This is a genomic window from Nocardioides sp. WG-D5 (assembly GCF_054031175.1).
The window spans coordinates 278,756-300,172 of the sequence record NZ_CM132928.1 but is presented as its reverse complement, the minus strand read 5'-3'; the positions used below and the strand labels follow the sequence as shown (position 1 = coordinate 300,172).

At 68.9% G+C, this 21,417-nt stretch carries 20 protein-coding genes and 1 pseudogene; 9 read left to right on the top strand and 12 right to left on the bottom strand.

Annotated elements, in window-relative coordinates; all coding sequences use genetic code 11:
- Positions 1–32 precede the first annotated feature (32 nt).
- Both ACWZJV_RS01470 and ACWZJV_RS01465 read right to left on the bottom strand, forming a co-directional pair.
- Positions 33–704 carry a potassium channel family protein gene (locus ACWZJV_RS01470; RefSeq protein WP_457179986.1) on the bottom strand — a complete coding sequence of 224 codons (672 nt, stop codon included), beginning with the start codon at positions 702–704 and terminating at the stop codon, positions 33–35.
- A 2-nt stretch (positions 705–706) separates the two neighbouring features.
- Complete coding sequence (locus ACWZJV_RS01465) at positions 707–1,369, bottom strand: potassium channel family protein (RefSeq protein ID WP_008360318.1); 663 nt, start codon at positions 1,367–1,369, stop codon at positions 707–709.
- 121 nt (positions 1,370–1,490) lie between these two features.
- On the opposite strand from ACWZJV_RS01465, the gene ACWZJV_RS01460 reads away from it, so the two are divergent.
- The 4 genes and pseudogenes from ACWZJV_RS01460 to ACWZJV_RS01445 all read left to right on the top strand — a co-directional run bounded on the left by ACWZJV_RS01460 (position 1,491) and on the right by ACWZJV_RS01445 (position 6,211).
- A complete protein-coding gene (locus tag ACWZJV_RS01460; RefSeq protein WP_008360316.1) occupies positions 1,491–3,506 on the top strand; it encodes an APC family permease in 2,016 nt (671 codons plus the stop codon).
- A complete protein-coding gene (locus ACWZJV_RS01455; protein ID WP_457179985.1) occupies positions 3,503–4,702 on the top strand; it encodes a class I SAM-dependent RNA methyltransferase in 1,200 nt (399 codons plus the stop codon). The genes ACWZJV_RS01460 and ACWZJV_RS01455 overlap by 4 nt, the downstream gene beginning before the upstream one ends.
- Before the next feature lie 668 nt (positions 4,703–5,370).
- Positions 5,371–5,565: pseudogene (locus ACWZJV_RS01450) on the top strand (helix-turn-helix domain-containing protein); the annotation flags it as partial.
- Between the two features lie 49 nt (positions 5,566–5,614).
- Positions 5,615–6,211 carry an MmyB family transcriptional regulator gene (locus ACWZJV_RS01445; RefSeq protein WP_457179984.1) on the top strand — a complete coding sequence of 199 codons (597 nt, stop codon included), beginning with the start codon at positions 5,615–5,617 and terminating at the stop codon, positions 6,209–6,211.
- 137 nt (positions 6,212–6,348) lie between these two features.
- Here ACWZJV_RS01445 and ACWZJV_RS01440 read toward each other — a convergent pair whose 3' ends face one another.
- Complete coding sequence (locus tag ACWZJV_RS01440) at positions 6,349–6,741, bottom strand: ester cyclase (protein WP_196873987.1); 393 nt, start codon at positions 6,739–6,741, stop codon at positions 6,349–6,351.
- An 80-nt stretch (positions 6,742–6,821) separates the two neighbouring features.
- Here ACWZJV_RS01440 and ACWZJV_RS01435 point away from each other — a divergent pair, with 80 nt between their 5' ends.
- Positions 6,822–7,811 (top strand): AraC family transcriptional regulator, encoded by a 990-nt coding sequence (locus tag ACWZJV_RS01435; RefSeq protein WP_457179983.1) that lies wholly within the window; start codon positions 6,822–6,824, stop codon positions 7,809–7,811.
- Between the two features lie 38 nt (positions 7,812–7,849).
- On the opposite strand, the gene ACWZJV_RS01430 is transcribed toward ACWZJV_RS01435, so the two are convergent.
- From ACWZJV_RS01430 to ACWZJV_RS01410, 5 genes are all read right to left on the bottom strand, one after another.
- The gene (locus tag ACWZJV_RS01430) at positions 7,850–10,111 is read right to left on the bottom strand and encodes a xanthine dehydrogenase family protein molybdopterin-binding subunit (RefSeq protein WP_457179982.1); all 2,262 of its coding nucleotides are present in this window, start codon (positions 10,109–10,111) and stop codon (positions 7,850–7,852) included.
- Between the two features lie 84 nt (positions 10,112–10,195).
- Positions 10,196–11,170, bottom strand: a complete 975-nt coding sequence (locus ACWZJV_RS01425; protein WP_457179981.1) for an FAD binding domain-containing protein — start codon at positions 11,168–11,170, stop codon at positions 10,196–10,198.
- A complete protein-coding gene (locus tag ACWZJV_RS01420; protein WP_457179980.1) occupies positions 11,170–11,751 on the bottom strand; it encodes a (2Fe-2S)-binding protein in 582 nt (193 codons plus the stop codon). The genes ACWZJV_RS01425 and ACWZJV_RS01420 overlap by 1 nt, the downstream gene beginning before the upstream one ends.
- A gap of 241 nt (positions 11,752–11,992) precedes the next feature.
- Positions 11,993–12,136 (bottom strand): hypothetical protein, encoded by a 144-nt coding sequence (locus ACWZJV_RS01415; RefSeq protein WP_457179979.1) that lies wholly within the window; start codon positions 12,134–12,136, stop codon positions 11,993–11,995.
- A gap of 129 nt (positions 12,137–12,265) precedes the next feature.
- Positions 12,266–13,003, bottom strand: coding sequence for a TetR/AcrR family transcriptional regulator (locus ACWZJV_RS01410; protein WP_457179978.1), 738 nt, complete (start codon positions 13,001–13,003; stop codon positions 12,266–12,268).
- Between the two features lie 78 nt (positions 13,004–13,081).
- On the opposite strand from ACWZJV_RS01410, the gene ACWZJV_RS01405 reads away from it, so the two are divergent.
- Positions 13,082–14,170, top strand: coding sequence for a lipocalin-like domain-containing protein (locus ACWZJV_RS01405; protein WP_457179977.1), 1,089 nt, complete (start codon positions 13,082–13,084; stop codon positions 14,168–14,170).
- Positions 14,171–14,477: 307 nt separating this feature from the next.
- Here the strand turns inward: ACWZJV_RS01405 and ACWZJV_RS01400 are convergent, their stop codons facing one another.
- Positions 14,478–15,335 carry a helix-turn-helix transcriptional regulator gene (locus tag ACWZJV_RS01400; protein WP_457179976.1) on the bottom strand — a complete coding sequence of 286 codons (858 nt, stop codon included), beginning with the start codon at positions 15,333–15,335 and terminating at the stop codon, positions 14,478–14,480.
- Positions 15,336–15,446: 111 nt separating this feature from the next.
- Here ACWZJV_RS01400 and ACWZJV_RS01395 point away from each other — a divergent pair, with 111 nt between their 5' ends.
- Both ACWZJV_RS01395 and ACWZJV_RS01390 read left to right on the top strand, forming a co-directional pair.
- The gene (locus ACWZJV_RS01395) at positions 15,447–16,514 is read left to right on the top strand and encodes a Kelch repeat-containing protein (RefSeq protein ID WP_457179975.1); all 1,068 of its coding nucleotides are present in this window, start codon (positions 15,447–15,449) and stop codon (positions 16,512–16,514) included.
- Between the two features lie 15 nt (positions 16,515–16,529).
- Positions 16,530–17,369: a helix-turn-helix transcriptional regulator gene (locus ACWZJV_RS01390; RefSeq protein WP_457179974.1), complete on the top strand. Its 840-nt coding sequence runs from the start codon at positions 16,530–16,532 to the stop codon at positions 17,367–17,369.
- 247 nt (positions 17,370–17,616) lie between these two features.
- On the opposite strand, the gene ACWZJV_RS01385 is transcribed toward ACWZJV_RS01390, so the two are convergent.
- Positions 17,617–18,300, bottom strand: a complete 684-nt coding sequence (locus ACWZJV_RS01385) for a GNAT family N-acetyltransferase (protein ID WP_457179973.1) — start codon at positions 18,298–18,300, stop codon at positions 17,617–17,619.
- 175 nt (positions 18,301–18,475) lie between these two features.
- Between ACWZJV_RS01385 and ACWZJV_RS01380 the strand changes: the two genes are divergently transcribed.
- On the top strand, positions 18,476–19,534 hold the full coding sequence (locus tag ACWZJV_RS01380; protein ID WP_457179972.1) for a zinc-binding dehydrogenase: 1,059 nt from the start codon (positions 18,476–18,478) through the stop codon (positions 19,532–19,534).
- Between the two features lie 353 nt (positions 19,535–19,887).
- On the opposite strand, the gene ACWZJV_RS01375 is transcribed toward ACWZJV_RS01380, so the two are convergent.
- A complete protein-coding gene (locus tag ACWZJV_RS01375; RefSeq protein WP_196874344.1) occupies positions 19,888–20,505 on the bottom strand; it encodes a TetR/AcrR family transcriptional regulator in 618 nt (205 codons plus the stop codon).
- Positions 20,502–21,374: an enoyl-CoA hydratase-related protein gene (locus ACWZJV_RS01370; protein ID WP_457179971.1), complete on the bottom strand. Its 873-nt coding sequence runs from the start codon at positions 21,372–21,374 to the stop codon at positions 20,502–20,504. Before ACWZJV_RS01370 ends, ACWZJV_RS01375 begins: the two co-directional genes overlap by 4 nt.
- Between the last annotated feature and the right edge of the window lie 43 nt (positions 21,375–21,417).

The following is a 21,417-nucleotide window of genomic DNA, read 5'->3' as shown; positions in this document are numbered from 1 at the left end:
TGCCGAGATCGAGGGGTTGCTGCGTACGGAACCTAGCCGCCGTGGCTGGTCGGAGCGAGGAGCCGCTCGAGCTCGTCCTCCTTCTCGGTGGGCACGACGAAGAGGAGCTCGTCGCCCTGCTCGAGAGGCTGCTCGGGGGTGGGTACGTAGACCTGGCCGTCACGCAGCAGCGTGACCAGCGCGCAGTTCTCCGGGAACGGCACCAGGCCGGTGGGCTGGCCGACGTAGGGGGAGTCGGCGGGCAGGGTGATCTCGACCAGGTTGGCCTGGCCCTGCCGGAAGGTGAACAGGCGCACCAGGTCGCCGACGGTGACGGCCTCCTCGACCAGCGCGGACATGATCCGCGGGGTGGAGACGTTGACGTCGACGCCCCATGCCTCGGTGAAGAGCCACTCGTTGTTGGGGTGGTTGACCCGGCCGACGGTGCGCGGCACCCCGAACTCGGTCTTGGCCAGCAGCGAGCAGACCAGGTTGGCCTTGTCGTCACCGGTCGCGGCGATGACCACGTCGCAGTTGTCGAGCCGGGCCTCCTCGAGCGAGGAGAGCTCACAGGCGTCGGCGAGCAGCCACTCGGCGTCGGCCATCCGCTCGGGCTTGATCGAGCCCGGGTTCTTGTCGATGAGGAGCACCTCGTGGCCGTTGGTGATCAGCTCACGGGCGATGGACCGTCCGACGGCCCCGGCTCCGGCGATAGCAACTCTCATCGTCAGTCTTCCTCGGGGCCGTTCTTGATCGTCTTGTACGCCTGCGCGGTGTTCTCCTCGCGCATGACGATGTGGAGCACGTCGCCCTCCTGGATCACGCTCTCGCGGACCGGGAGGATGCCTTCGCCGAGCCGGTCGATCCAGGCGATCCGGCTGCCGGACTGGCGCTGGAACTTGATGGTCCGCTCACCGACCCAGGAGTCGGGCATGATGACCTGGTCGATGCGGATGTTGCCCGACATGTCGCGGAAGTCGGGCTCGGCGCCGGCCGGGAGCAGCCGGCGGAGCACCTGGTCGGCGGTCCACTTCACCGTCGCCACGGTGCTGATCCCGAGGCGCTGGTAGACCTCGGCACGGCCGGGGTCGTAGATGCGGGCCACGACCTGCTGGATGCCGAACTCCTCGCGCGCGACCCGGGCGGAGATGATGTTGGAGTTGTCACCGCTGGAGACCGCGGCGAACGCCTCGGCCCGCTTGATGCCGGCCTTGAGCAGGACCTCCCGGTCGAAGCCCATCCCGGCGACCTTGTCGCCGTTGAACCCCGGCCCGAGCCGCCGGAACGCGTCCGAGTTCTGGTCGATGACCGAGACCGTGTGGTTACGGTCCTCGAGGCTCCTGGCCAGGGTCGAGCCGACGCGGCCACAGCCCATGATCACTACGTGCACCGTGTCATGATTGCATTCGCCGGGCCCGTGCGTCGCCTACGCCCTCGAAAGTGGCGTGTTCAGCCGTGCCGGACGATCCGGAAGCGCGCGGAAGCCGCGACGTGCCGTAGCGTCTGCGGTTGTGGGTGTTGGTGATGTCTCCAAGCGAATCCTGATCGGTCGCAAGCTCCGGAGCTCGCAGCTGGGCGAGACGCTGCTTCCGAAGCGCATCGCGCTACCGGTTTTCGCGAGCGACGCGCTCTCCTCGGTGGCCTATGCGCCCGACGAGGTCTTCATCATGCTCGCGGTCGCCGGCGCCTCGGCGTACGCCTGGTCCTGGAAGATCGGCCTCGCGGTCGCGCTGGTGATGCTGACCGTGGTCGCCTCCTATCGGCAGACCGTGCACGCCTACCCCAGCGGCGGTGGCGACTACGAGGTCGCGACCGTCAACCTCGGCCGCCGGGCCGGTGTGACCGTGGCCAGCGCGCTGCTGGTCGACTACGTGCTCACGGTCGCGGTGTCGATCTCCAACGCCGCCCAGTACGCCGCGAGCGCGATCCCCAGCCTGATCGGTCATGAGGTGCTGGTCGCCTCGATCGCGGTCGTGCTGCTGACCGCGATGAACCTGCGCGGCGTACGCGAGTCCGGCACGTTCTTCGCGATCCCGACCTACCTCTTCATGCTCGCGATCCTCGGCATGGGCGTCTACGGGATGGTGCTGCTGCTGAGCGGCAACCTCCCGCAGGCCGAGAGCGCGAACCTCCAGATCCAGCCCGAGGAGGGCTGGGAGGGCACGCTCAACCAGGTGGCGCTGGTCTTCCTGCTCGCCCGGGCCTTCTCCTCGGGCTGTGCGGCGCTGACCGGTGTCGAGGCGATCTCCAACGGCGTACCCGCCTTCCAGCGGCCGAAGAGCAAGAACGCCGCCACCACCTTGCTGCTGCTCGCGCTGATCGCGGTCACGATGATGATGAGCATCATCGTGCTCGCCAAGCAGATGAGCATCCGCTACGTCGACCCGCACGCTCTCGACAACCTCCGCACCGCCGCCGGGAACGCCGTGCCGGACAGCTACGAGCAGCACCCGGTGATCTCGCAGATCGCCGCCGGGGTCTTCAACGACTTCCCGCCGGGCTTCTACTTCGTCATCACCGTCACCGGCATCATCCTGGTCCTGGCGGCCAACACCGCGTTCAACGGCTTCCCGGTGCTCGGCTCGATCCTGGCCAAGGACGGCTACGCGCCTCGAGCCCTCGGGGCGCGTGGTGACCGGCTCGCCTACAGCAACGGCATCGTCTTCCTGGCGGTGCTGGCGATCGCCCTGATCGTCGTCTTCGAGGCGCAGACGACCAAGCTGATCCAGCTCTACATCGTCGGCGTCTTCGTCTCCTTCAACCTGAGCCAGCTGGGCATGATCCGCCACTGGACCCGCCACCTGGCCACCGAGCGCGACCCGATCGAGCGGCGCCGGATGCAGCGGTCGCGTGCGATCAACACCTTCGGTCTCGGGATGACCTCGGTCGTGCTGGTGATCGTGCTGATCACCAAGTTCCTCGCCGGCGCCTGGATCACGATCCTCGCGATGGGCTTCTTCTTCGTGGTCATGCTGGGCATCCGGCGCCACTACGACAACGTGGCCCGCGAGCTGGCCGCCGACGAGCAGGACAAGGTCATGCCGACCCGCGTCCACGCGATCGTCCTGGTCTCCAAGCTCCACAAGCCGACCCTGCGCGCGCTTGCCTTCGCCCAGGCGAGCCGGCCCAACGTGCTCGAGGCGGTGACCGTCTCGACGACCGACTCCGACACCGCCGAGCTGCTGAAGCAGTGGGACGAGCGCAACCTGCCGATGCCGCTGAAGGTGCTGCACTCGCCCTACCGCGAGCTGATCCGCCCCGTCGTGGAGTACGCCTCGGCGATCCGCGATGCCAACCCGCGCGGCGTCGTGGCGGTCTACATCCCCGAGTACGTCGTCGGCCGCTGGTGGGAGCAGTTCCTCCACAACCAGACCGCGCTGCGGCTCAAGGGCCGGCTGCTGTTCACCCCGGGCGTCATGGTCATCTCGGTGCCCTACCAGCTCGCCTCCGGCAAGGAGCGCGCCGAGGAGATGCGCGAGGAGTACTGGCTCGCGCCGGGTCTGCGCCGCGGAAGCGGCCGGCGATGAGCCGTCCCCGGCGGTCCGCCCCGCCGCGTGGGCGGCGGCCGCGGCCGAAGGCGTCGAAGGGCGAGTCGTACGTCGGCCGGCGGTTCGAGGTCGAGGTCGGCCCGGTCGCCCACGGCGGTCACTTCGTCGCCCGGGTGCCGGTCGACGACACCTCCCGCGTCGTCTTCGTACGCCACGCCCTGCCCGGCGAGCAGGTCGTCGTCGAGATCACCGAGGGCACGGCCGGTGACCGGTTCTGGCGTGGAGATGCGGTCTCGGTGCTCTCGGCCGCGGCGGAACGGGTCGTTCCGCCCTGTCCCTACGCCGGTCCCGGGCTCTGCGGCGGCTGCGACTTCCAGCATGTCTCGCTCTCCGCCCAGCGCGACCTGAAGGCGACCGTGGTGCGCGAGCAGCTGGTCCGGCTGGGCGGCCTGTCCGCCGAGGACCCGCTGGTCGCCGAGCTCGTCGTCGAGGCCGTTCCCGGTGACGAGGACGGCCTGCGGTGGCGCACCCGCCAGCGCTACGCCACCGCCCCGGGCGGCGGCCGCGGGATGCGGCGCTACCGCTCCCACGACGTGATCCCGGTCGACGACTGCCTGATCGCCGCCGCCGACGCCCGCGAGGCGGCTCCCGGAACGGTCGTGGAGACGGTCGAGGTCGGAGGTGCGAAGCACTCCTTCGAGGTCGCCGCCGACGGCTTCTGGCAGGTCCACCCGGGTGCGCCGGCGGCCTTGGTCTCGGCGATGCTGTCCGCGTTGGAACCGATGCCGGGCCAGAGTGTCCTGGACCTCTACGCCGGCGTCGGCCTCTTCTCCGCCTTCCTCGCCGACGCGGTCGGTCCGTCCGGCCGGGTCGTCGCCGTCGAGGGCGACCAGACCGCCTCCGCGCTCTCGGTCGGCAACCTTCCCGGGGCCGAGGTCACCGCCGGCGACGTCGCCACCGTGCTGGCCGGCCTCGCCGAAGGCCCCTTCGACCTCGTCGTCCTCGACCCGCCCCGTGAGGGCGCGCGCCGGGCGGTCGTCGAGGCCGTCGTCGCGCGCTCGCCGCAGAAGGTCGCCTACGTCGCCTGCGACCCTGCCGCGCTGGCCCGCGACGTCGCGATCTTCGCCGAGCACGGCTACCGGCTGCGTACGCTGCGCGCCTTCGACCTGTTCCCGATGACCCATCACGTCGAATGCGTCGCCTTGCTGACGAAAACCGGCTCTGAACAGCAGTGATGCGATTCGGGATTTCGCGGCCGATCTCCAGGAACGGGCCTTAAGGCTCACTTTGGGCTCGGTTTCCGCAAAGCGAGCCCAGCTCAGGCGCCTGGGGAAACCCCGCGCGCGTCAGCAGCCGCGACAAGTATGGGAGCGCGCAGAACATCCCTTTGACGAACGAGGAGCGCGTCCGTGGGATGGGTCGGGGAGCCGTTCGTGGTCCCGGGAGGCTCTCAGAGCCTGACCGCTGGGCCGTCGCTTGTCTCGGAGCCGCGAGTGCGAGGCGCTCGGTCGCCGCCCGGTAGTCGGGCACGACGAGTTTGAGGTTGATGTAGTGCCGCTCAGCTACCGACTTGGAGGTGTGGCCGAGCTGGTTCATCGCGGCCTCGGCGTCGTAAATCTCGTCGATCTGCGTCGGCGTCGGGTGGCAACCGGGTCGTCGGAACGATCCCGCCACGAGGAGGGACGTGTAGTGGTCGAGGGTGTAGCCCGCTGCGGTCCGGGCCGCCCCACACGTCCGCTGACCCGGCCTTGGTCCAGATCCTCAGCGGGACAGCGCCATCTCCAGGCCCTCCCGATCACAGGCGTCGAGGTCACAACTCCGCCAAAAGGGGGATCGCCAGAGCGTGGATACGTTCGCCCGCTTGGGATAGAACCAAGTCGGAACTCTCAGAAGGGGGAGCGTCTTGATCGATCGCACCGGGCTGGCAGGGTTTCTCCGCAATCGGCGTGAGGCGTTGCAGCCGGAGGACGTCGGCCTGCCGCGTGGGCAGCGGCGCCGTACCAGCGGGCTGCGGCGGGAGGAGGTCGCGGCGCTGTGCAACATGTCGGCGGACTACTACTCGCGTCTGGAGCGGGAGCGTGGCCCCCAGCCGTCGCCACAGATGCTTGCCTCGATCGCTCAGGGGCTGCACATGTCGATCGACGAGCGTGACCATCTGTTCCGGCTGGCCGGGCACAACCCCACCGGCCAGGGGAAGCGTCAGCGAGCACATCAGCCCTGGGCTGCTGCGGATCCTGGACCGCCTCGAGGACACTCCTGCGGAGATCGTCACCGAGCTGGGTGAGACCCTGCGGCAGACCCCGATGGGGGTCGCGCTCACGGGTGATACGACCCAGTACACCGGGCCGGCTCGCAGTATCGGCTACCGGTGGTTCACCGACCCGTATGCCCGGGACATCTATGCGCCTGAGGAGCACGCATTTCTGACCCGGATGTACGCCGCCGGGCTGCGGGGTCTCGTCACGCTCCGGGGTCCCGATTCCCGGGCGGCCTACCTCGCGGATCTGCTGCTGGACCGCAGCGAGGAGTTCCGGCGGGTGTGGGAGGACCACGAGATCGGGATCCGCCCTCACGACGTCAAGCACTTCGTGCACCCCGAGGTAGGTGCGCTGGAGCTGAACTGCCAGCGCCTGGTCGACCCGGACCAGGCCCACTCCCTGATGGTCTACACCGCGGTTCCCGGCTCCGAGAGCTACGAGAAGCTGCAGATGCTGTCAGTCATCGGAGCACAGGCTCTGCGCTGAACCGGCGACCTGGAGCATTACCCGATCGCCCAGAGGTTCGGCGATCGGGCATGGCCCCCGCATTCCAGCAGGGAGAACCGGTCCGGGGAGCTCGTCACCGCTCACGCCGTTCGTTCCTCCGTCAGGCGCTTTCATGGTCAGCCGCCCAGCTGCTCCCTGGCAGCGTCGGTGTCCTGCAGGTTCGTCATGTTGATGAACCGTCCGTCACGGACCCGGTAGAGGGCGTACTCGGTGACCTCGAACGAGGCGCCGGTGGGAGCGACGCCGAGCCATTCCTTGACCGGGGTGCCGGTGTTGGTCAGGCGTGCGGCGACCTCGTGGCCGCTTACCCTGAAGTCGTCGAGGCGCCATTTCAGGTCCGGCACGGCGTCCATCTGGGCACTCAGTGCGGCGTGGACCTGGTCGCGGGTGACGACGTCCCCGAAGTGGGTGAGCTCGTCGGCGACGAACTCGTCGAGGCGGTGGAGCTCGTGGGCGTTGAGCGCTTCGATGTAGCGCTCGTAGAACTCGCGGAGCTCGGCGTATGTCATGTCAGCTTTTCCTTTTCGGTCTGCGGTCGAGATGCGTGCGCAGCACTAGCCTGACGGCGCGCGTTGCTAGAATCCATAACGTGACGTCCGCAGTTTCTTACGCATCGTCTACTTTCTCGGCTGAGGTCGCGGCGAGCGACCCGGTCGCGGACGCGATCGGCCTGCTGCGACCTCGTACGGTGGTCTATCCGGCGCTGCGTGCCGGTGGGTCATGGGGAGTGCGCTTCGAGGCGTTCCCGCACGTGAAGATCGGTGGCGTGGTGCGCGGCGAGACCTGGTTGGCGCTCGACGGGCGGGAGCCGGTGCACCTGCTTGAAGGCGACTTCTACCTGCTGAGCAACCCGCCGGCCTACTCGCTGGGCAGCAGTCTGTCCGTGGAGCCGCTGCCGGCCGCAGCGCTGTGGGAGACGGCCGTGGAGGGCGCCGTGAGCATCGGGTCGGTCGACGACGAAGACACCTACCTGTGCGGTGGGTACTTCTGGTTCGACGAGCTCAACGCCCCGATCCTGCTCGACATCCTGCCGCCGCTGGTGCACGTCCGCGCGGACGATCCCCGGATCCGTTCGCTGGCGTACGTGACCGAGCTGCTGTCGGGCGAGGTCGGGAACTGCGCCATCGGGCGTTCTCTCATCCTCGACCATCTGGTCCAGATTCTCCTGGTCCAGGTGCTGCGTGCTCACGCCGAACAGGCGGATCGTCCTGTCGGGTGGCTGGGGGCGCTCGTCGACGACGGTATCGGCGCCGCGCTGCGTGCGATGCACGCGAACGTGGCCCGACGCTGGACCGTCGAGGAGCTCGCCGGGATCAGCCACCTGTCGCGCTCGGGCTTCGCGAAGTCGTTCAAACGACAGGTGGGGCTCGCTCCGCTCGAGTACCTGATCCAGTGGCGGATGAGCTTGGCACGCGACGCTCTTCGGCGGAACGCGCAGACGATCTCCGAGCTCGCGTTCGCCACCGGGTACGAGTCCGAGAGCGCGTTCAGCACCGCGTTCCGGCGGGTGGTCGGAGCTTCGCCGAAGCAGTTTCGGGACCGTGCGCTGCGAGCTCCTGAGGCCGCCGGGCCCGCCTGATGCGGCCCCGGCGGCCCCCGCGTCCACCGCTGCGTCGGCTAGAGGTGCTTGATCAGCTTGTCGAGGGTGATGGGCACGTCGCGTACCCGGATGCCGGTGGCGTTGTAGACGGCGTTGCCGATCGCGGCCGCCGAGCCGACGGTGCCGATCTCGCCGAGACCTCGGGCGCCCAGGCTCCGGGTGCCGACGTCCTCGCCGCCGTCGCCGAGCGGTCCGGTGAGGACGGGATCGGGCCGGTCGAGCATGATCACGTCGATGTCGGGGACGTCTGCGTTGACGGGGACGAGGTAGTCGGCCAGGGTGCTGTTCGCCAGGCGTCCGGTGTCGAGCTCGAGGTGGTTCTCCTCCAGCAGGGCGTGACCGATGCCGAAGATGACACCGCCGACGAGCTGGCTCCGGGCGGCCTTGGCATTGATCACGCGGCCGACGTCGGCGACCGTCGTGAACCGGGTGACGCGGGTCTCCCCGGTGAAGCGGTTGACCCGGACCTCGCAGAAGTGGGCGCCGAAGCTGTGATGCACGTACCCCGGTTCGGCCGCCCCGGGTGACTCGGCGAGCGTGGTGATGCCCCGTGAGCCCACGACCCTGAGCAGACGGCCGAAGGTCATCGAGCGGCCGAGCCCGTGCAGGATCCCGCGCTCGTAGCCCAGGTCGTCCGTGCTCGCGCCGTGCCACGGTGACCTGTCGTCGGTCACGGCGAGCCGCTTGAGCTCGTCGATCGCATCTCGGGCAGCGTTCACGACCAGGGGTACGGTGGCGTGCGTGGCGCTGGATCCGACAGCGGGAGCGCCCTGGGGCAGCGCGGTGTCGCCGATCTCAGGCGTCACCCGCTCCAGGGGTATCCCCAGGGCGTCGGCACCGGAGACCGCGACCATGGTCGCGCCGCCGGTGCCGAAGTCCGAGATCCCCGTCGAGACCACGGCGGTGTCGTCGTCGAGCAGCCGGATACGAACGCTCGCGGGACGGCGGTGTGCCGGGTAGATGGCGGTGGCCATCCCGGTGCCGTACAGCCAGTGGCCCTGGACGCGGGCACGGGGTGTGGCGCTGCGGGCGGACCAGCCGAATCGCCGCGCCCCGACGCGGTAGCACTCCTCGAGGTGTTTGCTCGACCAGGGCAGCCCGGAGACGGGGTGGGCGGTGGCGTGGTTGCGCAGCCGCAGCTCGACCGGGTCGACGCCGGTGGCGACGGCCAGCTCGTCCATGGCCGTCTCCAGGGCGAAGGACCCGGGGGCTTCGTTGGGTCCGCGCATCGCCCGGCTCCCGGGGATGTCGAGGACGGCCAGCTCCGCGTGGACGTGCAGGTTGGGGGTGCGGTACAGCGCGTCCGTGGTGTTGTGGGCCGGCGTCATGGGGAAGGTGACGGTGGTCGGGCGCTCGGAGACACTCTGGTGGCTGACGGCGTTGAGGACGCCGTCGCGGGAGGCTCCCAGCCGGACGTTCTGCGTGAGCTGGGGACGATGCCCGGTGAGGGTGAACATCTGTTCACGAGTGAGGACGAGCCGGACCGGACGGCCGATCTCCCGGGCCGCGGCGGCGGGGAGCGGGGTGTCGCTCCAGATGATGACGCGGGCGCCGAATGCGCCGCCCACGTACTTGGTGATCAGCCGGACGTTCTGGGGCTGTACACCGAGTCGCTGGGACATTCCGAGTGCGAACGCCGCGGGGACCTGTGCGCCGGCGTGGATCGTGACCCGGTCTCCGTTCCAGACGGCGAGGATCGCGTGGGGTTCCATGGCCACGTGGTGCTGCGGGTGCTGGTGGAACTCGGCCTCCACGACGACATCGCTGGCGGCGAGCGCCTCGTCGATCGATCCGACGCCGGGCGCCAGGACCTCCAGGCTGCTCGGCGTCCCGCTGAGGGTGGGACCCGCCGGCTCGTGCGGCTCGTCTGCGAGCGAGGTACGCGGGGGCCGGATGTCGTAGGTCGTGGTGATCAGCGCGGCGGCGTCGCGTGCCTGCTCGGGAGTCTCGGCGACGACCATCGCGATGGCCTGGCCGTGGAATCGGACCTCCCTGTCAGCCAGGGGAACGTAGTTCTCCACGAAGCCCGCGAGCGGGCCGGTGATCGGGTGCAGGTCGAGGCGGGGCTCCGGCGCGGCGTAGACACGCAGGACACCGGGCGCTGCGAGCGCGGCCGCCGTGTCGATCCGGGTGATGGTGCCTCGCGCGATGGTGCTGGTGACGAGGTGGGCGTGGGCGAGGTCGGTGGCGCGGTAGTCACCAGAGTACTCGGCCGCGCCGGTGACCTTCAGCCGGCCGTCGACGCGGTCGGTCTCGCGGCCGACTGGGGAACTGGGCATCGTGACTCCGTTATCTGCTGTGTGTGAGGACGCGCGGCGATGGGGCGGCGTGGGGGAGGGGGACTCCGGTGCTCGGGCCCGTCATCAGCTCGCCATCAGTTCGGTCAGGGCGCGCACGATCGTGCGGCGTAGCAGCGCGGGCTTGAACGCGTTGTGCTCGCGCGGTTCGGCGCCGTCCGCGGCGTGGGCGACGGCGGCCTCGAACGTGTCGGACGTCGCGGGCCGGCCGGTCAGGGCGCGTTCGACCGCGGGCAGCCGCCACGGCCGGGTGCCGACGCCGCCGGCCGCGACCCGGGCCTGGGTGATGGTCCGGCCCCGCAGTCGCAGGGCGACGGCGGCGGAGGTGAGGGCGAACTCGTAGGACTGCCGGTCGCGGATCTTGAGGTAGAGCGAGCGCGCGGCGAGGGGGGAGCGGGGCACGGTGATCCCGGTGATGAGCTCGCCGGGGCGGAGCACGTTCTCGACCTCGGGTGTGGTTCCGGGCAGGGTGTAGAAGGTGTCGAGGGGCACGCTGCGGGTCTCCCTCGCGGAGGCCAGGTGCACGACCGTGCTCAGTGCCACGAGCGAGACGGCGAGGTCGCTGGGGTGGGTGGCGATGCAGGTGTTGCTGGTGCCCAGGACGGCGTGGCCGCGGTTGATGCCCTCCAGCGCGGAGCAGCCGGATCCCGGCTCGCGCTTGTTGCAGGGAGTGGTGACGTCGCGGAAGTAGCCGCAGCGGGTGCGCTGCAGCAGGTTGCCGCCGATGCTGGCCATGTTGCGCAGCTGTGCGGACGCGCTGAGCTCCAGGGCCTGCGCGATCATCGGGTAGTGCTGCCGCACGCTGCGATGGGCGGCGACGTCGCTCATCCGCTCCAGCGCGCCGATGTGCAGCCCCTTGTTGTCCAGGGTGATGCCGGTCAGCGGGAGCCGGTTGATGTCCACGACCTGGTCGGGGCTCATCACTTCGAGCTTCATCAGGTCGACCAGGGTGGTGCCGCCGGCCAGGTATGCGGTCTCCGGTCCGGCGCCCCGCAGGGCCTCGCGCACCGTACGCGCCTGGGTGTAGGTGTAGGGCCGCATCAGCGCATCACCTGCTGGGCGTCCCGGATCGAGTCGACGATGCGGGGGTAGGCGCTGCACCGGCAGATGTTGCCGGACATGCGTTCGCGGATCTCGTCGTCCGAACCCGCGCCGCCCTCGTTGTCGACCATGGCGACGGCGGACATGATCTGGCCGGGGGTGCAGAACCCGCACTGCAGGCCGTCGTGCTCGATGAACGCATGCTGCATGGGGTGCAGCCGGTCGCCGTCGGCCAGGCCCTCGATCGTGGTGACCTCGTGGCCGGTCGTGGTCGCGGCCAGGGTCAGGCAGGACAGCACCCGCCGTCCGTCGACATGTACGGTGCAGGCCCCGCACTGGCCCCGGTCGCAGCCCTTCTTCGTGCCTTTGAGGTCCAGCCGTTCGCGGAGCGTGTCGAGCAGGGTCGCGCGCGCGTCCACCTGCATCGTGACCGGGGTGCCGTTGACCGCGGCCCGTACCGTCACCTGACTCACGCCATCGGCGGTCGCCGCCGAGGCGGCGCTCGCCTCGGCCTGTCCGGTCAGCAGCGGCGTCACGGCCACGGCGGCCAGGCTGCCGCCCAGGAAGCTCCGCCGGGACACACCCGACCGCGCACCTCCCGCATCAGGTTCTTGATTCATCGGGTCTCTCCTGGCTGAGCGTCGATTCGGGCAGGGAAGGACAGCGCCGCGAGCATCCGTGTGCGGTCCGGATCTGGCGCTGATCCAAGGCTGGCCACCGGGAGCAGGAACATCCAGGCTCTCTCGATCCCAGGCTGAGGTGGAACGAATGCGGTCTCCGGCACGTAGACCGAGGCCGACCGGAGACGCCGGCAGGAGTGGGTCAGGCGCGGAGGACGGCCACGGCCTGGTCGAACAGGTCCACAGGATCGCTGGTGCCACCCGACTGGCGCCAGGCCTCCACTGCGACGTCGAGACAGCTGAGGTCGAGGTCGTCGGCGGGGCCATCGGATGGGCGGACGAGCATGATGGCGCCGATGACTCAACCCTGGCGCAACTGACAGTCGCGGTTCCCTCCATGACTCCAGAAGCAAAGATTGACCTCATTATGTCGGCGGCCGGCGGGAGCGGCGCCCCGACGGTGAACGCGTCTGCTTCAGGTACTCCTGTCGCTGCCTCGTTCGGATGCCGACTCTGATGCGGTCTCGGCGCCGGACGGTGCGACTGCGATCCCTGCGATGCAGATGTCCGCCACCGCTTCGGCGTGAGCGCGGATGTCGGCTGCGTCAGGGGGTGACGGGGCGCCGAGCAGTGCCGCCTCGACGTCGTTGGCGAAGATCGCGCCGCCACCTCCGACCGCCAGGAAGTGCAGGGTCGCGTAGGGGACGGGGCGGATCCTTCCGGCTGCGACGAGGCGGGAGAGCAGGTGCTCGACGCCGGGGCGCAGCGGGTTGACGAAACGCTCGACGACGAACCGCACGCGCGGGCTGTCGATCGACCCCTCGCGGTTCATGATCCGCAGCACCTGGGGGTGTGTCGCGGAGAAGATCACCTGTTGCACGAGCGCCTGCCGGAGCGCTTCGAGGTCGTCGAGGGTGGGCGATTCGTCGATGTCTCTCCAGGTCCGTTCGGACTGGGCCAGGGCGTGCTCCATCGCCGCGAACCAGAGGCCTTCCTTGGAGCCGTAGCGGGCGGTCAGCAGGGCGTGGCTGACGCCGAGGCGGCGGCTCAGCTCGCGTACGGACGTGCCGCCGTAGCCCCGGTCGGCGAACGCGTCCAAGGCGCCCTGCAGCAACCGGTCCGTGTCCGGCTCCTGTCCGGTCCGAGGGCGCCCGCGTCCGCGCGGTGTCGTCGGGAGAGCCGATTCATCACGCCGCTTGTCTGGACCCGGCACGTGGGTCATGCTATCGGTAGGCAAATAATAGACACCTGGATATTTAAGCACGGATCCGTTCCCACAGGAGGTAGGACCATGTCTGTCACCAGCACAGTTGCCCCGGCCCGTCTCGGCAGCACGCCCGAGGACTACGCCCGGCTCGGCATCGCTCCGGGCCACATCGAGCCCAGAGAGGACGGGATGCGCACCGACGGCTCCGCGGGCACCTACGAGTGGTGGTACTTCGACGCCCATCTGGCCGACGGCGCCAAGCTCGTCGTGGTCTTCTTCACCAAGCAGTTCACCGACCTGAAGAAGCCGCTCGACCCGACGATCCGGATCGACCTGACCCTCCCGGACGGCACCGCGATCCAGAAGCTCGTCGCGTTCGATCCCGAGGCCTTCTCGGCCTCCACCGAGGCCTGCGACGTGCGTATCGGCGACAACGTGTTCGCCGGCGACCTGAGCCGCTACACGATCCGCGCCACGCTGGAGGACGTCGAGGTCGACATCACTCTGACCGGTCAGGTGCCGGCCTGGCGCCCCGAGACGGGGTACTGGAACTTCGGGAACGACGGCGACTACTTCGCCTGGCTCCCGTCGGTGCCGCAGGGCGCCGTCAACGTGACCTACAGCGCGAGCGGCGAGACGGTCACCACGAGCGGCGTCGGCTACCACGACCACAACTGGGGCAACGCCTCGATGCTCGACCTCATGCACCACTGGTACTGGGCGCGCGGCGCGGCCGGCCCGTACTCGGTCATCGCCTCCTACATCACCGCGGAGAAGCGCTACGGGTACGCGGAGCTGCCGGTGTTCATGCTGGCCCGCGACGGACAGCTCATCGGCGACGACGGCGCCAAGGTGACCTTCGAGGAGCTCGGCCGGTACACCGACCAGCACACCGGCAAGCCCGTGGGCAACGTGACCCGCTACACCTATACGGACGGCGACGAGCGCTACGTCGTCACGTACAACCGGTACCACGACCTGACGGCGTCCAAGTTCGTCGACAACCTCGAGGGGCCCAGAAAGGCCGCCGCCAAGCTCGTCCGGTTCGACGGCGCCTACCTGCGGTTCACCGGAGAGATGCGGGTCGAGCGATACAAGGCCGGGCAGCTCGTCGAGAGCCACGCCGCCGACGCGCTGTGGGAGCTGATGTACTTCGGCAAAGCGCGCCCCTGAACCGGGGTGACGGCGTGATCTGCCTCCCTCGGCCCCGCCGCGACCGTGCAGGCAGTCTGGGATCGCTGACGACGGTCACCGTGCGATCGACCCGGTCTCCGACGACGGCGCGTCCTGGCACCGTGCCGAGGCACGGCCGGATGGTGACGGGACCTTCGTGGTGACCCTCGCGACGCCGTCGGGGCGGAGCAGATCTCGCTCGACGTCGAGGCGGCGAACCGCGGGGATCGGTCCACGAGACGACTATCGGCGCCTACCGGATCGGCGGATCCTTCACCGACGAACACCTGATCCTGCGACGGCAGCCTCAGGACGGCTCAGTGAGTGCCTGTGTGCCGATCACGGCGAGCAACTCGAGCAGTTCGGCAGTGTCGGTGCCCGGCGTCGGGGTGAACCAGAGCAGTCGTTGTCGGCCGTCCTCGCTGAACAGGTTGAGGCAGTTGACGTCGAGCACGCCGAGCTCGGGATGGTTGATGCGCTTACGGTCGCGTCGGCGAAAGGCCACGTCGTGCCTGCCCCAGAGGTCGGCGAACTCCGGGGAACCCTCCTGAAGCTCGGCGATCATGGAGCGTGCCTCGGTGTCCCTGCTGCCCCGGCGGGCGGCCCCCGCCCGGAGGTCGGCGACGAACGCCTGTGACTGGGCGTCGTGGTCGTCCTCGGGATAGATGGCGCGGGACGTCGGGTCCATGAACCAGCGGTAGGCGAAGCTGGCGTGCCGGCCGGTGAAGTGCGAATGATCGCCAACCAGCGCGACGGCGAGCGGGTTCTGGGCCAGCGTCACGTGCAGATCGGTGATCACCTTCGCGGGCGTCGAGGCCAGGCGATCGAGCAAGTCCAGCATCCCGGGCTGTATATGCGACGCCGCACTGCCCGCAGGGGGTACGGGCCGCTCGGCCAGATGGAAGAGGTGACGCCACTCGTCATCGGTCAACCGCAGCGCCCGGCCGAGCGCGGCCAGCATCTGCTCGGATGGCTGGGAGCCGGCGCCGCGTTCGAGCTCGTTGTAGTAGTCCACCGAGGCGCCCGCCAGATGGGCGACCTCGTCGCGCCGCAGACCGGGCACACGGCGCCGCGGACCGGGCACCAGCCCAACGTCCTCGGGCCGGATTCGTTCGCGGCGCGAGCGCAGAAACGCGCCCAGCTCGGCGTACCCGGCTCTTCTCATGTCACGAGTATCCCGTGAGCGGGGTCGCCATCACAGGGGGTGACATCCCCTGGTTCACGCTTCCGAGGTCCTGGAACGTGGGCTTCCCGACGAACAGACGGAGGATCCATCGTGACCGGACAACTTCTCGCCCCCCGAACCCGCACGGCCGTGGCCGTGCTCGCCGTCGGCGCGACGCTGACCACCGCGTACATCGTTGCGCCGGTTTCGTCGTCCGAAGCCTCTTCCAGCCGGACGGACGTCTGGCAGGAGCGTGCTCCCATGGCGCTGGAGCGGCAGGAGCTCTACCCCGAGGTCGTCGACGACCGGATCTACGTCGCCGGAGGACTGCTCAACCCCAACACCGGGGTGTCCGCACACTTCGATGCGTACGATCCCGGGGCCGACGCCTGGAACCGGCTGGCGACGATGCCGCAGGCCAGGCACCACATCGGCCTCGCGGAAGCGAACGGTTCGCTGTACGCCGTCGGCGGGTTCAGCGGTGGGTTCCCCCGGTGGCGGGCAGAGTCGGACACCTTCGTCTACTCGCCGCAGGACGACAGCTGGTCCACCGTCGCCGACCTGCCGGAACCGCGTGCCGAGTTCGTGATCGAGAGCGTGCGTGACCGGGTGTTCGTCATCGGTGGTCGGGTCCGTGAGGCACCTGGCGCCACGACGTTCACGACCCATGTCGACAGCGACAGGAACGAGATGTTCGATCCGGCCACCGGCAGGTGGAAACGGCGTGCCCCGGCGCCGACCCTACGGAACAGCGCCGCGTCGGCTGTCGTGGACGACCGGATCTACGTGATCGGTGGCCGGGAGTTCTCGCTCGCCGAGGACGGGTCCGCCGTCCAGGAGAACGTCGCGACCGTCGAGGCGTACGACCCGGCCACCGACGAGTGGGAGACGGTCGCGCCGCTCCCCGAGGCACGAGGTGGGCTGGCCGCGGCCGTGCACGACGGTTCGATCTACGTGTTCGGCGGCGAGCAGCACAACCCGGCCCCGCTGGTCTACGACGACGTCTGGCGGTACGACCCGGAGGCCGATGAGTGGACCGCCGCGGGGAACCTGCCCACTCCGCGGCACGGCCTCGGCGCCGCCACCGTCGGCGACGTCATTTATACCTTCGGCGGAGGCACCGAGGTGGGCGGCAACTTCGCAAGCGCTCGCAACGAGGCACTCACGCTGGCAGAGTGAGATACGGGGAGCGTCGTGATCGATCGCACCGGGTTGGCGGGGTTTCTCCGCAACCGTCGTGAGGCGTTGCAGCCGGAGGACGTCGGCCTGCCGCGTGGGCAGCGCCGCCGGACGAGCGGGCTGCGGCGGGAGGAGGTCGCGGCGCTGTGCAACATGTCGGCGGACTACTACTCGCGTCTGGAGCGTGAGCGTGGTCCGCAGCCATCACAGCAGATGCTTGCCTCGATCGCGCAAGGGATGCACATGTCGATCGACGAGCGCGACCATCTGTTCCGGCTGGCCGGGCACAACCCGCCGGCCAGGGGAAGCGTCAGTGAACACATCAACCCTGGGCTGCTGCAGATCCTGGAGCGGTTGGAGGACACCCCGGCAGAGATCGTCACCGAGCTCGGCGAGACCCTGCGGCAGACCCCGATGGGCGTGGCGCTCACCGGCGATCGGACCCAGTACACCGGGCCGGCCCGAAGCATCGGCTATCGCTGGTTCACCGACCCCACTGCGCGGGATCTCTACGCGCCGGAGGAACATGGGTACCTGACCCGGATGTACGCCGCTGGGCTGCGGGGACTCGTCACCCTTCGTGGTCCGGAATCGCGGGCCGCGTACCTTGCCGGGCTGCTCCTGGACAGCAACGACGAGTTCCGGCGGGTGTGGGACGACCACGAGGTCGGGATCCACCCCCGCCAGGTGAAGCATTTCGTGCACCCCGAGGTGGGATCCCTGGAGCTCAACTGCCAGCGGCTGGTCGACCCGGACCAGGCGCATTTCCTGATGGTCTTCACCGCCGCGCCCGGCACCGAGAGCTACGAGAAGTTGCAGATCCTTTCCGTCATGGGCGCGCGATCGATGCGCTGAACCGTCGGAACCGAGCTGCGCGTCTTCCGCCGACCCCTTGCCCAGGAGGCGTCATGGTGGCGCTCGCCATCGACCCACAACTACCCAACCGCTCCGCGCCGGCCGTCACTATCGACGGGCTCGACAGAAGAACTCGGCTGCGCGCTCTCGAACCCAGCATCCGTGGGCCGCACTCGGGGCAGAACCGACTTCCCTGCACGGGTCGGGGGAGCGTGGCCGAGGGTAAAATGCTCGTCGCGTCGCCACGTCAGGTGGCTTGCAGGAGATCGCTGGCGGCAGAGCCAAGGAGTGCCTGCCCGCTGTTCGTGATCGGCTCCTCGACAGTGTTGATGGGCAACAGGTCTCGGGTCGTTCTGATCAGATGGTCGGCGATTCCCTGGCGGCGCCACGCGGTCGCGGTCCAGATGTGAGCAATGGACTCATACTTCCCGTCATCGTCGCGGTCGTGGACAACCACGAAGCCGACAAGATTGCCGTAGAAGGCGCCCTCGATCCACCGGTAGGGACTGGCGGCGACCACCCATACGCCATCCTCTCCCGGCGGTGCGTCCCAGCGGCACTCTCGTTGGTAGGCCTTTGCCGCTCGAGCAAGTGCAGACTCCCTCCAATCGCCCGAACTCCAACCAGCAAGGCATTCGGCGCCAACTGGGTCGCTGTGGGTGCCGGTATCCGTGTCGATCACGAAGACAGCGCTGCCCGGCCGGGCCTCCTCATCGACGTCGCCGAGCCAGGTCATTCGTGGGCCGCGTTCGGCGTCGATCGCTTCATGCGCCATGCGGTACACCGTGTCGAGCTCGTCGACGATGATCGGCAGCGGGTCATCCTCCGGTGCTGTCAGGTAGGCGGATGGAACGATCGCACGTAGAGCGCGGTATGCGTCGCGGATCGGACCCTCAAGCTCGGAGTTGGTGTGCGGATTGTCGGTCCCCATGCCGCCCAACTCTCTCAATCAGATGTCGCGCGGTAACCGCGCTTTCCGGCGTGTCGCACTCTTGGCGTACGCCAATTCGCTGGACTCCCTGTCGCGACGCTGCTACCCGATTTCGGGCGGCTGCGAATTGGTCGGTTCCGAGACCCCGTCGTAGGCCTCGCGCATCCGGCCCGGCGTGGTATCGAAGGCGCGGCGAAAGGTGCGGGTGCGCCCGGCCTACGTCGGCGTATGCGGCAGCGATCTTCACGAGATCGTCGACGGCCCGCATGCGATACCGGTCAGCCGCCCCCACGGCCTCTCCGGCGGGCAGGCCCCTCTCGTGCTCGGGCACGAGTTCTCTGCGGTCGTGGAATCCGTAGGTCCCGGCGTCGAGGGGCTCGCCCCCGGCGACCGGGTCGCGGTCGAGCCCAACTACCGCTGCGGCACCTGCGCCGCGTGCCAGAGCGGGCTATACCACGTCTGCGAGCACTTCGGGTTCGCGGGGCTGATGGGCGACGGCGGCATGGCGGGCCTCGCCGTCTTGCCCTCCTACATGCTGCACCGTCTGCCGAGTCGGGTCGACCTTGCCCAAGCAGCTGTACTCGAGCCCGCGGCGGTGGCGCTGCACGCCACCCGGCGCTCGGGTATCGGCGCAGGCGACACGGCAGTCGTGATCGGCCTCGGACCTGTCGGGCTGCTCGTCTGCCTGCTGCTGCGACTGCGCGGTGTGCAAACCATCGTGGGTGTAGAACCCTCCGAGCAACGACGCGCCTTGGCTCTGAGCATGGGCGTCGACCACGTCATCGACCCGTCGAGAACCGAGAATGGACCAGCTGACCTCGTCCGGAAGCTTCTGGGCGGTGGCGCGACCGTGTCCTTCGAGGTCGTCGGTCACCAGTCGACCTTCGACATGGCTCTGGCAAGCGTTCGTTCAGGAGGGACGGTGCTGCTGGTGGGGCTGGCCGGGGGACTGCACTTCGACGGGTTCGCCGCTGTGAACGCGGAAATCACAATCCGTGCGAGTGTGGGCTACAACGACTGCTATCCCGAACTCATCGATCTCGTCGCCCAGGGTCAGCTCGACCTAGACCCGTTCACTGGCGACATGGAGCCACTTGCCGATGCTGTGGAAGTTCTGAACGACCTGGCACGCGGGCGGCGTCAAGGGCTCAAGACTTTGATCCGCTGTGCCGGCGCCGATATCGGTGCTTCGGTGCCCACTGTCTTCACCAACGTCTCGCAGGTACGGACGTAGATCAGGCGGCCTTGTGTCATCCGTGCTCGCAGCTCAGTGACCGCGGCGGCAGGAGCGGGTGGGGCTGGAGATCGACGCACGTCCGGCGTCAGCGGCCGGCCTATGTCCAGCTCCCATTTCATCCGCGGTAGGCGACTGCGGCGACGATCAGGCCGGAGAGCGTGCCCCTGCGGCGAGAGGGATTCCCAATGCGCGGCCGGGTGCGGGTAAGGGGTGAATGTGAACGGAGAGATGGGATGCGGTGGCGGAGTTCAGAGGACCTTCCGATTTTCCATCTGATGCCTATGCCTGGGATGAGGCCATCCGGGCAGGTGACTTTTGTTGCGGCCGGGGTGCTGGGGATCATGCCCCTTTCACGCGATGGCGTCAGGAAGGACGTCCTTCACGATCGTCAGCAGGCAGTGACGTAGCAGGCTGTGCGCCTGGGCGCGGGTGAGAACACCCTTGAGCAACCAGTCGCGTCCGGCGGACCTGGCGAGCTGACCGTAGGCCCTGATCATCGCCCGCAGCTCGGACCGATGGCGAGTGTCGTCGGCCAGGCCGACCGCCTCGAGCACACGGTCGACCGAGTCGTTCTCGGCCTTGAGCAGGATCTTCTCCAGCTCGGGATCCCTGCCGACGCCCATCGCCCCGCTCGCGCTGATCCAGCTGGCCCCTTGCTCGGCTAGTGAGTCGAGGAACCACGTGACCGCGGCGTCGATGCGCTCTTCGAGGGGGCCATCGGGCAGCTCGCTGACGGCGATCGCGGGAACGGTGGCGGCCTCGCGTACGACCTCCAGGTAGAGATCGCGTTTCGTGCCGAAGTAGTGGTTGAGCAGCCCGCGGGCGACCCCTGCCGCTCGCGCGATCTCGGCCGTGGACACCTCGCCGTAGGGTCGCTCGGCGAAGAGATTCTTTGCGGACGCAAGGATCTCTTCGCGTCGCTGGTCCGGACCGAGGCGTCTCCACCTGGGCTCTTCGGCGGTGCTCATGGGGTCGAGTCTTCCATCGGTCGCGACCAGGGCAGCCACGAGGGCAGTCCCTCCGCGACCGTCGTCGGGAAAGCGGGGGGACGCTTCTCCAGGAACGACATCACCCCCTCGACCGCATCTGCGCTGGTCGGCAGGCCTGCGATGAGCCGGGAGTCCACCTCGTGGGCCAGGTATGGAGTCGGCTGCCCGCTCAGATGGTTGAGCATCTGCCGGATCACGGCGACCGAGACCGGCGCGGTGTTGTCCCGGATGTCGCGGGCGAGCTCGTACGCCGCATCGAGGACGTCGGTCGGCGCGTGCGTGGAGGTCAGCAGGCCGGCAGCCTGGGCCTCTTCGGCGAAGAAGACGCGGCCGCTGGTCATCCAGTCCTGCGCCTTGGTCATCCCGACCAGGCGGGGGAGGTGCCAGGCGGATCCTCCTTCCGGGAAGATGCCACGGCGGCCGAAGACGAACCCGAACTTCGAATCCGTGGAGCCGAGCCGGAAGTCACACGCCAGCGTGATCGTCATTCCGGCGCCGATCGCGGCGCCGCGCATCGCCGCGATCACCGGCTTGTTCATCTCGAAGACGCGCCGGGAGCATCGTCCCGCGGGTTCCTGCCAGGCGCTGACGTCGTCGACCGTCTCGTTGACGTCGAAGCCGCCGCCGGACAGGTCGGCGCCCACGCAGAAGTCGCTGCCCGCTCCGGTGAGCACGACCACCCGGACATCCTCGTCGAGGTCGGCGCGGTCGAGGGCGGCGTGGAGGTCGTCTGCCATGGCGAGCGTGTAGGCATTTCTGGCCTGGGGCCGGTTGAGGGTGATGGTGGCGATCCGCTCGGAGACCTCGTAGGTGATGTCGGAGTAGTCGGTGGTGGTACTCGTGTCCATGAGATGACCTCTGTTCCGGATTGCTTGTTGACCGGCTGCCAAC

Bases quoted from the DNA above. Each gene is read 5' to 3' on its own strand.
- ACWZJV_RS01470 (WP_457179986.1), bottom strand. From the start codon at position 704: ATGAGAGTTGCTATCGCCGGAGCCGGGGCCGTCGGACGGTCCATCGCC.
- ACWZJV_RS01455 (WP_457179985.1), top strand. From the start codon at position 3,503: ATGAGCCGTCCCCGGCGGTCCGCCCCGCCGCGTGGGCGGCGGCCGCGG.
- ACWZJV_RS01440 (WP_196873987.1), bottom strand. From the start codon at position 6,741: ATGACATACGCCGAGCTCCGCGAGTTCTACGAGCGCTACATCGAAGCG.
- ACWZJV_RS01430 (WP_457179982.1), bottom strand. From the start codon at position 10,111: ATGCCCAGTTCCCCAGTCGGCCGCGAGACCGACCGCGTCGACGGCCGG.
- ACWZJV_RS01425 (WP_457179981.1), bottom strand. From the start codon at position 11,170: ATGCGGCCCTACACCTACACCCAGGCGCGTACGGTGCGCGAGGCCCTG.
- ACWZJV_RS01415 (WP_457179979.1), bottom strand. From the start codon at position 12,136: ATGCTCGTCCGCCCATCCGATGGCCCCGCCGACGACCTCGACCTCAGC.
- ACWZJV_RS01405 (WP_457179977.1), top strand. From the start codon at position 13,082: ATGTCTGTCACCAGCACAGTTGCCCCGGCCCGTCTCGGCAGCACGCCC.
- ACWZJV_RS01400 (WP_457179976.1), bottom strand. From the start codon at position 15,335: ATGAGAAGAGCCGGGTACGCCGAGCTGGGCGCGTTTCTGCGCTCGCGC.
- ACWZJV_RS01385 (WP_457179973.1), bottom strand. From the start codon at position 18,300: ATGGGGACCGACAATCCGCACACCAACTCCGAGCTTGAGGGTCCGATC.
- ACWZJV_RS01375 (WP_196874344.1), bottom strand. From the start codon at position 20,505: ATGAGCACCGCCGAAGAGCCCAGGTGGAGACGCCTCGGTCCGGACCAG.
- ACWZJV_RS01370 (WP_457179971.1), bottom strand. From the start codon at position 21,374: ATGGACACGAGTACCACCACCGACTACTCCGACATCACCTACGAGGTC.